The following is a 13999-nucleotide window of genomic DNA, read 5'->3' on the forward strand; positions in this document are numbered from 1 at the left end:
CTGGAATCTCGGGGGCGGTCTCCGGCTCGGTGGACATCGGGATGCGGCTCCTGCTCGTCCTGGGGGTGGATACGGCGGGTCTTCAGGATCGGGGGAAGGCGGGGAACGGGGTCGTACGGGTCGTGATCGTGATCAGACGGGGCCTGTCGGGTTTCGGGGATTCCGGACCGTTCGGCGGCTTTGCGCTGGCTGGGCTACCGGCACGTAGCGTATCGGCGGCACCGCCTGGTGGCACTGCGTCGTTGGCCACACCTCCTGACCCTAGGCTGGCCCCCATGACGCCTTCTGACACCCCAGGGAGCCCGGGTGACGCGCGCGGACGCTGGTCCGACCTGGAGCGGCCACCGCTGAACGCCACCGCGCTGCGCCGGGGGCTGGTGCGCCCCGGCGGGCTGTGGACCGAGCTCGAGGTGGTGCGGGCGACCGGCTCGACCAATACGGATCTGGTCACCCGGGCCCGAGCCGGAGCCCCCGAGGGCGCGGTGCTGATCGCCGAGGAGCAGACCGCGGGGCGCGGTCGGCTCGACCGCGCCTGGACGGCTCCGGCTCGGTCCGGGCTCTTCTTCTCCATCCTGCTACGGCCCGGCGGCGCCGGCGTCCCCACCGAGCGCTGGGGCTGGCTGCCGCTGCTGGCCGGGGTCGCGGCCGCCGGGGCGCTCAGCCGTACGGCGGGCGTGGACACCGCACTGAAGTGGCCGAACGACCTGCTGGTGACGGTCGCGGGCGAGGAGCGGAAGTTCGGCGGGATCCTCGCCGAGCGGGCCGGGGACGCGGTGGTGATCGGCATGGGGCTGAACGTCTCGCTGCGCGCCGGTGAACTTCCCGTTCCCACCGCCGGGTCGCTGGCCCTGGCGAACGCGATCTCCACCGACCGCGATCCGCTGCTGCGGGCCGTGCTGCGCTCGATCGCCGAGTGGTACGGGGAGTGGCGCCGCTTCGAGGGCGACCCCGGGGCGAGCGGCCTCCAGGAGACGTACGCGGCGGGCTGCGCGACCCTCGGGCGCCAGGTGCGGGCCGAGCTTCCGGGCGGCCGGGAGCGCGTCGGCGAGGCGGTCGCGATCGACGGCGACGGGCGTCTGGTTCTGGCCACGGAGGGCGGGGTTCAGGAGCCGGTCTCCGCCGGGGACATCGTGCATCTACGCTCCGTACCGAGGGAGGAATGACCCTCCCGCGCAAGAGTGAGCTACGGCACACCTGACGTATCGTGGTCGCGGTCGGTCCAGCTCGGGGCGGCTGTGAGCGAGCTCGGGACCGGGCCGGGAAGAGGGAACGGAAGGGCAGTGCGCAGGGATCGGACAGGGGGCGGGCGGTGACCGCCGACGACGCGGGTTCCGGCACGGCCGAGGAGCGCGAGGTGCTGGACGCCGCCGCGCCCGACGGGGCCGTACGGGACACCGGGGCGCGGGAGAGCGCCGACGCGGAGGCCCCCGACGACGAGGACCAGCCGGACCCCATCGCGCTCCGGCTGGAGCAGCTGATCCTCGGTGCCGAGCGGCGCTACACCCCCTTCCAGGCCGCCCGCAGCGCGGGCGTCTCGGTCGAGCTGGCCACCCGCTTCTGGCGGGCCATGGGCTTCGCCGACATCGGCCAGGCCAAGGCGCTGACCGAGGCCGACGTACTGGCGCTGCGGCGGCTGTCCGGTCTGGTCGAGGCCGGGTTGCTGAGCGAGCCGATGGCCATCCAGGTGGCGCGGTCCACCGGCCAGACCACCGCCCGGCTCGCCGACTGGCAGATCGACTCCTTCCTGGAGGGGCTCACCGACCCCCAGGAGACCGGGATGACCCGGACCGAGATCGCGTATCCGCTGGTCGAGCTGTTGCTGCCGGAGCTGGAGGAGTTCCTGGTCTACGTCTACCGGCGCCAGCTCGCGGCCGCGACCGGCCGGGTGGTGCAGGCGGCGGACGACGTCGAGATGGTGGACCGGCGGCTGGCGGTCGGCTTCGCGGACCTGGTGAGCTTCACCCGGCTGACCCGGCGGCTGGAGGAGGAGGAGCTCGGCGAGCTGGTCGAGGCCTTCGAGACCACGGCCGCGGACCTGGTGGCGGCGCACGGCGGACGGCTGATCAAGACCCTCGGCGACGAGGTGCTCTACGCGGCCGACGACGCGGGCATCGCCGCCGAGATCGCGCTGCGCCTGATCGAGACGCTGACGCATGACGAGACGATGCCCGAGCTGCGGGTCGGGATCGCGTTCGGCACGGTCACGACGCGGATGGGCGATGTCTTCGGCACGACGGTGAACCTGGCCAGCCGGCTGACGTCCATAGCCCCCAAGAACGCGGTCCTGGTGGACGGCGCGTTCGCCGAGGAGCTGAGCCGCACCGGGGAGGCCCCGGTGTCGGAGGCGGAGGCCGCGGAGGCGGCCGCCGCGGCGGAGAAGGAGGGCCAGGAGCCGCCCTCGTACCGCTTCGCGCTGCAGCCGATGTGGCAGCGGCCGGTGCGTGGCCTCGGGGTCGTGGAGCCGTGGCTGATGAGCCGTCGCGCGTGAGCCCGTGCGGGGCGGGCGGGTCCGTATCGTTTCCGCGGCTCCGGCCGGATGATTTCCCACCGGCTCCGGCCGGACTGTTGCCACCGGCTCCGGCCGGATCGTTCCGGTGGCGTCGGCCGGATCACTGAACGGGGCGCGGCGCGGGGCCCGTTGGGCTAGCCTACGTGCGCAAGATCCACTTGGTGGATCCCAGGTCCTGTCGTCGAAGTAGCACCGTCCGCGTCCGCCCGCGGGGTGGGCCCGGCGGTGTCCAGGAGCACGTGTGACCCAGCTTTACGATTCGAGTGCTCAGCGTCCGGGCGCCTTACCTCCACCGGGCTGTCCCGCCCATGGCGAGACCGGTGCCGAACCGCTCCACGCGCCCGAGTTCGGGGCGGACCCCTTCGCGGTCTACCGGCGGCTGCGCGAGGCCCATGGCCCGCTCGCGCCGGTGGAGCTGGACAGAGGCGTACCGGCCATGTTGTGCCTGGGGTACGACACGGCGCTGGAGGTCATGCGGCGCCCCGAGACCTTCTCCAAGGACCCCCGCCACTGGCGGGCCAGGAACGAGGGCCTGCTGCCGGAGTCCAGCTACGCCCCGCAGGTCATCAGGGTCCGGCCGCGGGTCGACTTCGTGGACGGCGAGGAGCACCGGCGGCTGCGCGGCGCCATCGAGGACACCACCGGCCGGATCGACTCCAGCGCGCTGCGGAACTATGTCGAGCGGATCGCCGACTCGCTGATCGACCAGTTCTGCGAGGCGGGCGAGACCGAGCTGATCGGGACGTACTGCGCGCTGGTTCCGATCATGGTGACCAGCCAGCTCTTCGGCTGCCCGCAGGAGATCATGGACCGGCTGCTGCGGGGCGTGGCGGCGTTCATCGACGGCTCGGACCCCTCGGGCGGGGACCGGACCTCGGGCGCGGCGCTGCGCGAGCTGATCGACCTCAAGCGGCGCGAGCCGGGCGCCGACATCACCTCCTGGCTGATCGCCCATCCGGCGCGGCTGAGCGACGAGGAACTGGTCGAGCAGCTACTGCTGCTGATCGGGATGGTGACCGGGGTGGTGCCCGGTCTGATCGGCAACGCCCTGCGGGTGCTGCTCACCGACGACCGGTTCTCGGGGGAGCTGATGGGCGGCAGCATGCTCGTCGAGGACGCCCTCGACGAGGTGCTGTGGACGGACCCGCCGCTGGCCAACATGGGGCTCTACTTCCCGGTGCACGACACCAACCTCGCCGGGAAGCGGCTGCGCGCGGGCGACGCCGTCATGATCAGCTTCGCGGCGACCAACCGGGACGCCCTGCTGAGGTCCCCGCACAAGCAGGGCAACCGGGCCCATCTGGCGTTCGGCGCGGGCGCCCACGCGTGCCCCGGCCGGTCCTCGGCCCGGCTGATCGCCTCCGTCGCGCTGGAGAAGCTGCTGGACCGGATCCCCGATCTCGCGCTCGCCGGGCAGATCGAGGAGCTGAAGTGGCTGTCCGGGATCTTCGTACGGGGGGTGATCACGCTGCCGGTACGGTTCGCTCCCGTTCCCAGGCCGGGGAGCAGGCGTGGCGCGCCGCCCGTCGGCCGCCCGGGTCAGCCGGGTCAGCCGGGTCAGCCGGGTCAGCCGGGTCCGCGGCAGGAGACGCCGCCGGGGGCGCCTCCGCCGCCGCCCATCCCGCCGATCTCGCTGCCGTTCGCCACCGACGCGGCGTCCGCGGCTGAGGCCCCGACGGGGTCGGGGCCGGACCAGGAGCAGCCGGAGGAGGGGCAGAAGCAGCAGTCGACCCTGCTGGGCTTCCTGAACCGGTGGCGGCGGGCCCGCTAGGGCCTGTCCGGGCGCTCACAGGTTCCGCACGCCCCGGGGAGCTGGAATGATCGCGGGCAGTGTGTTCACGGTCGTTAACCGGGAGGGTGCGTGATGAGTGAGCAGCGGTACGGGGAGTGGGTCGCGGTCCGCAGGGACGGCTTCGTGGCCGAGCTGGTGCTGGACCGGCCCAAGGCCATGAACGCCGTCTCGTCGGAGATGGCGCGCTCCATCGCGGCGGCCTGCGCGGCGCTGTCCGGGGACCGCGACGTCCGGGCCGTGGTGCTGACCTCGACCCATGAGCGGGCCTTCTGCGTGGGCGCGGACCTCAAGGAGCGCAACTCGCTCACCGACGCCGAGATGATGCGGCACCGGCCGGTCTCCCGCGCCGCCTACACCGGGGTGCTGGAGCTGCCGATGCCCGCCATCGCCGCGGTGCACGGCTATGCGCTGGGCGGCGGCTTCGAGCTGGCCCTGTCATGTGACGTGATCGTGGCCGACCCCAGCGCGGTGGTGGGGCTGCCCGAGGTGTCGGTCGGGGTGATCCCGGGCGGCGGCGGCACCCAGTTGCTGCCGCGCCGGGTGGGGGCCGCACGCGCCGCCGAGCTGATCTTCTCCGCGCGCCGGGTGGCCGCCGCGGAGGCCCATGCGCTGGGTCTGGTGGACCGGCTGACGGCGGAGGGCGAGGACCGGGCCGAGGCGCTGGAGCTGGCCCGGGGCATCGCCGCGAACTCCCCGGTCGGCGTGCGGGCCGCCAAGAAGGCGCTGCGGCTGGGGCAGGGGCTGGATCTGCGGGCCGGTCTGGAGGTCGAGGACGCGGCGTGGCGGACGGTGGCCTTCTCCGGGGACCGCGCGGAGGGTGTGGCCGCGTTCAACGAGAAGCGTCCGGCGAACTGGCCGGGGGAGTGACGAGCCGGGACCGGGAGGGGCGGACCCTCTGGCGGGAGGAGTAGCGGACCCGGACCGGGGAAGTTGACCGGATCCGGGGAGTGGCCCCGGCCCGGGGGGAGCGAAGCGGCCACCGGGGGTGACCGTTCGCTCGGATACCCGGGGTGAACGGCCCGCAGCGGATTGTTCTCGACGTTCTTACGCTGGAGAGCAGAGCGAACGATGCATGGCCGTGAGGAATGCGAGGCCGTCGTGACGGAAAACGGGGAGATCGGCGGGCGGCCCGGCGGGGTCGACGGACGATTGCGAGCCGTCGTGCGGCTCGCTCAGGAGATGGCGGCGGCGCACACCCCGCAGGAGTCGATGGGCGCGGCGGCCGAGGCGGCCCGCCGTGCCCTCGACGGCGGCTTCGCGGCGATCTCGGTGTGGGAGCGCGACCGGGGGCGGCTGCGGGTCCTGGTGAACGTGGGCGAGCTGATGGCGGGCGAGGAGCGGCTGCCGGAGGACGAGTCGTACCCGGTGCACGACTTCCCGGAGATCGCCGAATTCGTGCATGAGCACTGGGTGGCGGGCGGGGAGCCGCACGCCTGGGTCGAGACGGCCGAGGGCGTGGGCACCGGCGCCGGTTCGGCCCCGCCCGGCGGCAGCTGGGGGAGGGTGGCCGCGCTGCGGCGGCGCGGCCGTGGCAGCTGTGTGGTGGCCCCGATCGTGCTGCACGGGCGGGCGTGGGGCGAGCTGTACGTGGCCCGGTCGGCCGGGTGCCCCGTCTTCGACCGCGACGACGCCGACTTCGCGACCGTGCTGGCCTCGGTGACCGCCGCCGGGCTGGCCCAGACCGAGCGCCTGGAGGAGGCCCGCCGCCTCGCCTTCACCGATCCGCTGACGGGTCTCGGCAACCGGCGGGCGGTGGACATACGGCTGGACGAGGCGCTGGAGGCGTACCACGCGGACGGCACAGTGGTGAGTCTGGTGGTCTGCGACCTCAATGGCCTCAAGCGGGTGAACGACACGCTCGGCCACGCGGTCGGCGATCGCCTGCTGGAACGATTCGGCTCATTGCTGTCCATATGCGGCGCGATGCTGCCCGGGGCGCTGGTGGCCCGGCTGGGCGGCGACGAGTTCTGCCTGCTGGGGGTCGGGCCCCCGGCGGACGAGGTGGTCCGGGTGGCCGACGAGCTGTGCCGGCGGGCGGCGGAGCTGGAGCTGGGCGAGGGGGTGGCCTGCGGGATCGCCTCCACGGGCGATCCGATCGGCCCGGTGCCGTCGGCCCGCCGCCTCTTCCGTCTGGCGGACGCGGCGCAGTACCGGGCGAAGGCGGCGCGTTCGCAGAAGCCGGTTGTGGCGGGGCGGGACGGGGGTGCGGAGGACGCGGTGATCCGCCTGGCCGACACGTCTTCCGCCCACCCGCCGGAACGTCGTCGCTTCCGGGGCCGCCGCTAACCCCCACCGCGCGTTGCGTTCCCCCACCCCGCCCCTCCCCGACCCCGGGGGGCAGCCCCCCGGCCCCCCGCCGGGGCTCCGCCCCGGGCCGCGCTCCTCAATCGCCGGAGGGGCTGGATTGCGGGGCTCCGCCCCGGGCCGCGCCGGGGCGGAGCCCTGGATTTGGGAAGGGGTGGGGTGGGGAGAGAGGCCGCGGACGGCGGGGTGACAGGCGGGGATTCACTCTCTAGGGTGCCTGAATATGGATATGCACACTGTGGTGGTGGGAACGTCCGGAACGACCGCCGACGATGTCATCGCCGTAGCCCGCGGCACCGCCCGCATCGAGATCTCCGAGGCGGCGCTCGACGCCATCTCCGCGGCGCGGCAGGTGATCGACGACCTCGCGGCCAAGCCCGAGCCCGTCTACGGCGTCTCCACCGGCTTCGGCGCGCTCGCCGTGCGCCACATCAGCCCCGAGCTGCGCGCCCAGCTCCAGCGCAACATCGTGCGCTCGCACGCCGCCGGCATGGGCGCGCCGGTGGAGCGCGAGGTGGTGCGGGCGCTGATGTTCCTGCGGCTCAAGACGCTCGCGTCCGGCCGCACCGGCGTCCGGCCCGTCGTGGTCCGGACGATGGCCGCGCTCCTCAACGCGGGGATCACCCCCGTCGTGCACGAATACGGCTCACTGGGCTGCTCCGGCGACCTGGCGCCGCTCTCCCACTGCGCCCTGGCGCTCATGGGCGAGGGCGAGGCCGAGGGTCCTGACAAGACCGTGCGGCCGGCCGCCGAGCTGCTGGCCGAGCATGGCATCGAGCCGGTCGAGCTCCGCGAGAAGGAGGGGCTCGCGCTGCTCAACGGCACGGACGGCATGCTCGGCATGCTGATCATGGCCTGCGCCGACCTCGCCCGGCTCTTCACCGTCGCCGATGTGACCGCCGCCCTCTCGCTGGAGGCGCTGCTTGGCACCGACCGCGTCCTCGCGCCCGAGCTGCACGCCATCCGCCCCCACCCGGGGCAGGCCGCCAGCGCCGCCAACATGCTGCGGGTGCTGGAGGGTTCGGGGCTCACCGGGCACCACCAGGACGACGCGCCGCGCGTCCAGGACGCGTACTCGATCCGCTGCGCCCCGCAGGTCGCGGGCGCCGGCCGGGACACCCTCGCGCACGCCCGGCTGGTCGCCGAACGCGAGCTGGCCTCCGCCGTGGACAACCCCGTGGTGCTGCCGGACGGGCGGGTGGAGTCCAACGGCAACTTCCACGGCGCGCCCGTCGCGTACGTCCTGGACTTCCTGGCCGTCGCGGCCGCCGACCTCGCCTCGATCGCCGAGCGCCGCACCGACCGGCTGCTGGACAAGAACCGCTCCCACGGCCTGCCGCCCTTCCTGGCCGGCGACCCGGGCGTGGACTCGGGGCTGATGATCGCCCAGTACACCCAGGCCGCGCTGGTGAGCGAGATGAAGCGGCTCGCGGTGCCCGCCTCGGTGGACTCCATCCCGTCCTCCGCGATGCAGGAGGACCATGTCTCGATGGGCTGGTCGGCGGCGCGCAAGCTGCGCACGGCGGTGGACAGCCTGGCCCGCGTCCTGGCCGTCGAACTGGTCGCCGCCACCCGGGGCATCGAGCTGCGCCAGGGCCTTGAGCCCGCGCCCGCGAGCCGGGCGGTGCTGGCGGCGGTGCGCCGGGCGGGCGTCGAGGGGCCGGGCGAGGACCGCTATCTGGCGCCCGACTTGGCGGCGGCGGACGCGTTCGTACGATCCGGAGAGCTGATCGAGGCCGTGGAGTCGGTGACCGGCCCCCTCGGCTGAGCGAGCGGAGCCGGTACGTCCCCGGGCGAATGGGCTCGGGCGAAGGGGCTCGAGCGAAGGGGCTCGGGCGAAGGGGCTAGTACGCCTCCGGGCGGGTGCGCCGCACGGAGGCGGTCACCATCGCCACACCCAGCCCCAGGAAGGCCGTGCCGCCGAAGAGGTACGGAGTGACGTCCACGCTGCCGGTATCGGCCAGATCCCCGTCCGGCACGGCCTCGGTCCTGGGCCCGGACCCGGACGTGCTCTCGGAGGTCTGCGAGGACGAAGAGGATGACGAGGACGAAGACGACGATCCCGGGTCCTCCACCGTGGCGTTGGCGGACGGGACGAACCACAGGGCGCACAGCAGCGAACCGGCAGCGGCGGCGGTCAGCAGCGGTCGGCGTGCGGACAACGGCATCCTCCTTGAGGCTGCGGCAAATTGACCCCGTGCGCCGATCGTAGTGACAACTGCGGGTCGTGCGGAAGCGAAGTGGGTAGGACCCCTAACCTCCGTCGCATGACGAGTACCGAGACATCACGGTTTGTCCGGCTTCGTGTGGAGCTCGTGGTCGAGATCGCCGATGCGGACCGGCTGCGGCGCGCGGCCTACGAACGGATCGACGGCGACGCGTCCATGGCCGCGGAGGAGCGGGGCCACGCACGCCGCATGGTGGAGTCGGACGAGGCCGAGGCGCTGGCCTATCTGGTCGAGCCGTTCGAACTGGTGGAGGAGGTGCCGGGGGTCGAACTGGCCCAGGCGTCCTGGAGCAGCGAGCACATCGACTACGATCCTCGCTCCGTCGAGTGGTCCGGGGCCTTCGCCGATCTGGACGAGGACGATTGAGCGACTTCCAGGCGATTACGAGCGACTTCCAGGCGATTCCGGGAGACGAAGACGGCTGAGCCGTGCCGGTCCGGGTGCCGACGGGTCTTACGCTTGACTGGCGCCTTCGCCAAGTGGTCTTGCGCACAGTTTTACTGTGCGTGGAACCGGCCAAAAGGTGCAGGCGTTCTTATCGGGCAGGTCCGGGGTTTCTGGGGTCCAGATCAAGATCCAGGTCAAATGGAGAAGCGTGTGATGACGGACGGCAAGCGCCGTAAGGGTCTGGTGGCCGTGGCCGCCGTGCTCGGCGGCGTACTCACTCTCGCCGCGTGCGGTGGGGATGGCGGCGGCGACGACGCCAAGAACGACGGGCACAAGTCGCAGTCGCAGGTCGACGAGGCGGCCGCCAAGGACGCGTCGGACGCCCACATCAAGATCACGCCGAAGGCCGGTGCGACGAACGCGGGCATCAACAGTGACACCAAGGTCACGGTGAGCGACGGCAAGCTCACCTCCGTCACGATGACGTCCGCGGCGACCGGCAACACCGTGGCCGGGACCATATCGCCCGATAAGACGTCCTGGAAGCCGAGCGGGCAGTTGGAGCGGGCCACTCAGTACAAGATCAGGGCGTCCGCCGAGGACTCCAAGGGCCGTAAGGCGACCGAGAACTCGTCCTTCACCACCGTCTCGCCCTCCAACAGCTTCATCGGCAACTTCACGCCGGAGGACGGCTCCACGGTCGGTGTCGGCATGCCGGTGTCGATCAACTTCGACAAGGCGGTGACCAACAAGAAGGACGTCCAGTCCCACATCAAGGTCACCTCCAGCAGCGGCCAGGAGGTCGTCGGCCACTGGTTCAACGGCAACCGGCTGGACCTGCGCCCGAAGGAGTACTGGAAGGCCAACTCCACCGTCACCCTGAAGCTGGACCTGGACGGTGTCGAGGCGTCGTCGGGCGTGAAGGGTGTCCAGGAGAAGACCGTCACCTTCAAGATCGGCCACTCGCAGGTCAGCACGGTCGACGCCAAGTCCAAGACGATGAAGGTCGTCCGCGACGGCAAGCTGATCAGGACCATCCCGATCTCGGCCGGCAGCCCCGACAACACGACGTACAACGGTCAGATGGTGATCTCCGAGAAGTTCAAGGAGACCCGGATGAACGGTGCGACGGTCGGCTTCACGGACGACGACGGCAAGGGCGAGTACGACATCAAGGACGTGCCGCACGCGATGCGGCTGTCCACCTCGGGCACGTTCATCCACGGCAACTACTGGGGCGCGAAGTCCATCTTCGGCAGCCAGAACACCAGCCACGGATGTGTGGGCCTCTCCGACACCAAGGGCGCGGGCGACCCGAACACGCAGGGCGCCTGGTTCTACGACAACTCCCAGATCGGTGACGTCGTGGTGGTGAAGAACTCCAACGACAAGACCGTGGCACCGGACAACGGCCTCAACGGCTGGAACATGGACTGGAGCCAGTGGGTGGCCGGCAGCGCCGTCGGCAGCGCCTGACACACCCTCTACTCAGCACCGCCGGGCGGCGGTCGGCCTTCGGGCCGGCCGCCGCCCGGCTTTGTGGGGTGCTGAGTGCCGTGTTCACGGTCCGTCGGCGAACCGGTGCGCGCCGTAGCCGTCCGCGCCGAGTGGCGTGACGCGCGGGCCGGAGGAGAATGGGCCATGGGGGCATCCCGTACCGGCCGCGCACGGCCGGAAGTGGCGATACGGAGGCGGCCCCATGCCCGAAGTCACGTCCTATCAGCCCGGAACACCCTGCTGGATCGATCTGATGGTCCCCGACCAACAGGCCGCCCTGGACTTCTACTCCGGGCTGTTCGGCTGGGAGGGAGAGATCGGCCCTCCGGAGGCCGGCGGCTATGCGACCTGGACCCTGCGGGGCAAGCCCGTCGCGGGGGTGATGTCCGCGCGGTCGGTGGGCGAGGAGGCCCCGCCGCCGACCGTCTGGACCACCTACTTCTGCTCCGCCGACGCCCAGGCCAGCTCCGAGTCCATCAGCCGGGCAGGCGGCACCGTGCTGATGCCGGTCATGGATGTGATGGACCTCGGGCGGATGCTGGTGGCGGCCGACCCGCTGGGGGCCGTCTTCGGCGTCTGGCAGCCGCTCGGCTTCACCGGCGCGGGCCTCGTCAACGAGCCGGGCACGCTGATCTGGAACGAGCTCAACACCACCGACCGGGAGGCGGCTTCGGCCTTCTACGCGGAGGCGCTGGGCGCGGAGTCGACCCCCATGGAGGAGGAGGGCGCCGAGGGCTATTTCGCGCTCTCCGTCGACGGCCGCACGGTCGGCGGGCTCCAGCCGCTGCGGGAGGGGATGCCGCCGGAGGTGCCCCCGCACTGGCTGGTCTACTTCGCCGTCGAGGACACCGACCGCGTTTCGGCCAAGGTGTCCGCCGAGGGCGGTACGGTGTTGCGCCCGCCGTACGACATGGTCGCGGGCCGGATGTCACTGGTGAAGGATCCGCAGGGGGCGCCGTTCGCCCTGATCGCCCCGAAGCCCATGAGCTGAACCGGCGCGGGGCCCCGCTCGGTCCCGCTCAGCCCCGCTTGAGGACGAAGTAGCCGGACGTGGAGCCCACGGGCGTGTACGTGCTGCCCGGGTGGAGCTGCCCGGCGTACTCGATCACCTGCCGCTCGGTGCGCTCAGGCGGCTCCTGGAGGGCTATGTAGTCCGGCCGTATGTCCCGGGTGGCGCCGACCCACAGCACCCGGCAGCGGCTGGTGAGCCGGCTTATCGGCCCGACGTTGGCCTCCACCGTCGCCCCGTCCGGGATCCGGTCCAGCAGCCGCTCCACCGCCCGCGTCTGCGGGGGCTTGTCGTACGTGGCGCCCTGGGTGAGGCCGTACAGCGGCATGGAGGACGACAGCGCCAGGGCCGCGCCGCACACCGCGGCGGGCAGTTGACGGGCGTACGAGGCGAGCCAGGGCCGGTGGGTGTCGCGGACCCGGTCCAGGGCGTCCACCAGGGCCAGCAGGACGACCGGCATCAGCACCGCGCTGTAGTGCCAGTCCGTGCCCCAGTAGTGGTCGTCGTGGGAGAGGAAGCGCCAGCCGAGGGTGGGCACGGCGGCCAGCAGCAGCGGGGAGCGCAGCGCCAGCAGCCCGGTGGTCGGCAGCAGGATCCACAGCAGGGTGCGCAGCGCGGTGCCGAACGGGATCGTGCCGGTCTGCTCACCGCCGCTGCCGACCTTGTCCCAATAGTCGTACGAACCGGCGCCGTTGAAGCCGGGGATGACCACGCCGAGCGCGAGCGCCGAGACCGCGACGCCGAAGCCCATCAGCGCGACGGCGAGCGGGACGGCGCGGGGGCCGCGCTCCGGGTCGCGCCGGGCGCGGAGCCAGACGACCGCGCCGATCGCGGCCACGGTGGCGCCCATGTCCTCCTTGACGAAGACCAGCGGGGCGGCCCACAGCAGCGCCGCGTACCAGCGCCCGCGGATCACCGCCTCCAGGGAGAAGGCGATGAGCGGAACGGCGAAGCAGATCTCGTGGAAGTCGAAGTCCACGGCGCGCTGGAGGCCCCAGGACACCCCGTAGGCGATGCCGATCGCGAGCCCCCGGCCGCGCCCCAGCAGCCGGGCGGCGACGCGGGTGACGGGGACGGCGGAGACGGCGAACAGCGCCGCCTGCGCGACCAGCAGGGTGACCGGGCCGGGGAAGAGCCGGTAGACGGGGCCGAGCAGGGCCGTTATGGGGCTGAAGTGGTCGCCGAGGATATTGGCGCCGGGGCCCTTGAGATCGGCTATGGGCGCCTGGAAGTGCGCGTACGCCCGTATCGCCTGTTCGAAGATGCCCAGGTCCCAGGACATGGTGGCCATGCGGCGGTAGCGGCAGACCGACAGCGCCGTAAAGGCGGCGAAGAGGGCGAGGGCCAGCCAGTACGGATCGGCCTTCGGACGCCGCAGTACGCCTGCCCTCGCGAGAAGCCGGGTACGCCCCATGACGACGGCGGTCGCCCCTTCGGCGGTGGTGCCGGGCGGAGCGGTTGCGGCCGTGTCCATCCAGGGTCCTTATCGTGTGGGTGGTCTGTGCGAAAAGATACGCGAGGGGGCGGGAAGGTTGCAGGGACGGTTTCGCATACCGATGCGAGGTTCCGCGGCGGTGCTGGCCGCGCTGCTGGCGGTCGGCGGCTGCAAGGCCGGTGACCAGGACGGCAAGGGCGCTGACGAGGGCGGGGGCGGTCCGAGCCGGCCCGCGGCGTCCGGTTCGGCCCTGGCGGCTGTGTCCTCGCTCACAGTCAAGGGCCGGGCGCCGAAGACGGGTTACGAGAGGAGCGAGTTCGGCAGCTCGTGGGTGGACACCGACGACAACGGCTGCGGGACCCGCGACGACATCCTCAAGCGCGACCTGAAGGACGTGAAGTTCCGCGACGGCCACTGCCTGGTCGCCTCGGGCACGCTCACCGACGATCCGTACACCGGCCGCGATGTCCGGTTCGTCCGGGGCCGCAGCAAGGTGGACATCGACCATGTGGTCGCGCTGTCGGACGCCTGGCAGAAGGGCGCCCAGAAGTGGGACCGGGACAAGCGCCTGGAGTTCGCCAACGATCCGCTCAATCTGATCGCCGTGGACGCCTCCGCCAACCGCCGTAAGGGCGACGGCGACGCGGCGACCTGGCTGCCGCCCAACAAGGCGTACCGCTGTGACTATGTGGCGCACCAGGTGGCGGTGAAGAAGGCGTACGGGCTGTGGGTGACCGGGGCCGAGCGGACCGCGATGCGGCGGGTGTTGGGCGGCTGCCCGGGCACGAAGCTGCCCGCGCGTTAGCCTGCCGGGGCCGGCGGCGGCCACCGGCTCCGG

General features: G+C 72.3%; 12 protein-coding genes. 10 read left to right on the forward strand and 2 right to left on the reverse strand.

Features of this window, described 5'->3' with window-relative positions; all coding sequences use genetic code 11:
• The first annotated feature begins 275 nt into the window (after positions 1-275).
• From NP777_RS29670 to hutH, 6 genes are all read left to right on the forward strand, one after another.
• Complete coding sequence (locus NP777_RS29670; protein ID WP_256653244.1) at positions 276-1163, forward strand: biotin--[acetyl-CoA-carboxylase] ligase; 888 nt, start codon at positions 276-278, stop codon at positions 1161-1163.
• A gap of 146 nt (positions 1164-1309) precedes the next feature.
• The gene (locus NP777_RS29675; protein ID WP_256653245.1) at positions 1310-2488 is read left to right on the forward strand and encodes an adenylate/guanylate cyclase domain-containing protein; all 1179 of its coding nucleotides are present in this window, start codon (positions 1310-1312) and stop codon (positions 2486-2488) included.
• A gap of 262 nt (positions 2489-2750) precedes the next feature.
• Complete coding sequence (locus NP777_RS29680; RefSeq protein ID WP_256653246.1) at positions 2751-4280, forward strand: cytochrome P450; 1530 nt, start codon at positions 2751-2753, stop codon at positions 4278-4280.
• 93 nt (positions 4281-4373) lie between these two features.
• Positions 4374-5168, forward strand: a complete 795-nt coding sequence (locus NP777_RS29685) for an enoyl-CoA hydratase/isomerase family protein (RefSeq protein WP_256653247.1) — start codon at positions 4374-4376, stop codon at positions 5166-5168.
• A 312-nt stretch (positions 5169-5480) separates the two neighbouring features.
• Positions 5481-6587: a GGDEF domain-containing protein gene (locus NP777_RS29690; protein ID WP_256653344.1), complete on the forward strand. Its 1107-nt coding sequence runs from the start codon at positions 5481-5483 to the stop codon at positions 6585-6587.
• Between the two features lie 241 nt (positions 6588-6828).
• Positions 6829-8373 carry a histidine ammonia-lyase gene (gene hutH, locus NP777_RS29695; protein ID WP_256653248.1) on the forward strand — a complete coding sequence of 515 codons (1545 nt, stop codon included), beginning with the start codon at positions 6829-6831 and terminating at the stop codon, positions 8371-8373.
• Positions 8374-8449: 76 nt separating this feature from the next.
• On the opposite strand, the gene NP777_RS29700 is transcribed toward hutH, so the two are convergent.
• Complete coding sequence (locus NP777_RS29700; protein ID WP_391858599.1) at positions 8450-8773, reverse strand: hypothetical protein; 324 nt, start codon at positions 8771-8773, stop codon at positions 8450-8452.
• A 99-nt stretch (positions 8774-8872) separates the two neighbouring features.
• On the opposite strand from NP777_RS29700, the gene NP777_RS29705 reads away from it, so the two are divergent.
• From NP777_RS29705 to NP777_RS29715, 3 genes are all read left to right on the forward strand, one after another.
• Entirely contained in the window at positions 8873-9199 is a 327-nt protein-coding gene (locus NP777_RS29705) for a hypothetical protein (RefSeq protein ID WP_256653250.1), read from the forward strand.
• A 234-nt stretch (positions 9200-9433) separates the two neighbouring features.
• Positions 9434-10696 (forward strand): L,D-transpeptidase, encoded by a 1263-nt coding sequence (locus tag NP777_RS29710; RefSeq protein WP_256653251.1) that lies wholly within the window; start codon positions 9434-9436, stop codon positions 10694-10696.
• A gap of 223 nt (positions 10697-10919) precedes the next feature.
• Complete coding sequence (locus NP777_RS29715) at positions 10920-11708, forward strand: VOC family protein (RefSeq protein ID WP_256653252.1); 789 nt, start codon at positions 10920-10922, stop codon at positions 11706-11708.
• 28 nt (positions 11709-11736) lie between these two features.
• Here NP777_RS29715 and NP777_RS29720 read toward each other — a convergent pair whose 3' ends face one another.
• Positions 11737-13200: a DUF2079 domain-containing protein gene (locus NP777_RS29720; protein ID WP_256653253.1), complete on the reverse strand. Its 1464-nt coding sequence runs from the start codon at positions 13198-13200 to the stop codon at positions 11737-11739.
• A gap of 82 nt (positions 13201-13282) precedes the next feature.
• Here NP777_RS29720 and NP777_RS29725 point away from each other — a divergent pair, with 82 nt between their 5' ends.
• A complete protein-coding gene (locus NP777_RS29725) occupies positions 13283-13966 on the forward strand; it encodes an HNH endonuclease family protein (protein ID WP_256653254.1) in 684 nt (227 codons plus the stop codon).
• The last annotated feature ends 33 nt before the right edge of the window (positions 13967-13999 follow it).

The sequence above is a fragment of the Streptomyces rugosispiralis genome, from assembly GCF_024505145.1.
Taxonomy (GTDB): domain Bacteria; phylum Actinomycetota; class Actinomycetes; order Streptomycetales; family Streptomycetaceae; genus Streptomyces; species Streptomyces rugosispiralis.

Bases quoted from the DNA above. Each gene is read 5' to 3' on its own strand.
- NP777_RS29670 (WP_256653244.1), top strand. From the start codon at position 276: ATGACGCCTTCTGACACCCCAGGGAGCCCGGGTGACGCGCGCGGACGC.
- NP777_RS29685 (WP_256653247.1), top strand. From the start codon at position 4,374: ATGAGTGAGCAGCGGTACGGGGAGTGGGTCGCGGTCCGCAGGGACGGC.
- NP777_RS29690 (WP_256653344.1), top strand. From the start codon at position 5,481: ATGGCGGCGGCGCACACCCCGCAGGAGTCGATGGGCGCGGCGGCCGAG.
- hutH (WP_256653248.1), top strand. From the start codon at position 6,829: ATGGATATGCACACTGTGGTGGTGGGAACGTCCGGAACGACCGCCGAC.
- NP777_RS29700 (WP_391858599.1), bottom strand. From the start codon at position 8,773: ATGCCGTTGTCCGCACGCCGACCGCTGCTGACCGCCGCCGCTGCCGGT.
- NP777_RS29705 (WP_256653250.1), top strand. From the start codon at position 8,873: ATGACGAGTACCGAGACATCACGGTTTGTCCGGCTTCGTGTGGAGCTC.
- NP777_RS29710 (WP_256653251.1), top strand. From the start codon at position 9,434: ATGACGGACGGCAAGCGCCGTAAGGGTCTGGTGGCCGTGGCCGCCGTG.
- NP777_RS29715 (WP_256653252.1), top strand. From the start codon at position 10,920: ATGCCCGAAGTCACGTCCTATCAGCCCGGAACACCCTGCTGGATCGAT.
- NP777_RS29720 (WP_256653253.1), bottom strand. From the start codon at position 13,200: ATGGACACGGCCGCAACCGCTCCGCCCGGCACCACCGCCGAAGGGGCG.
- NP777_RS29725 (WP_256653254.1), top strand. From the start codon at position 13,283: ATGCGAGGTTCCGCGGCGGTGCTGGCCGCGCTGCTGGCGGTCGGCGGC.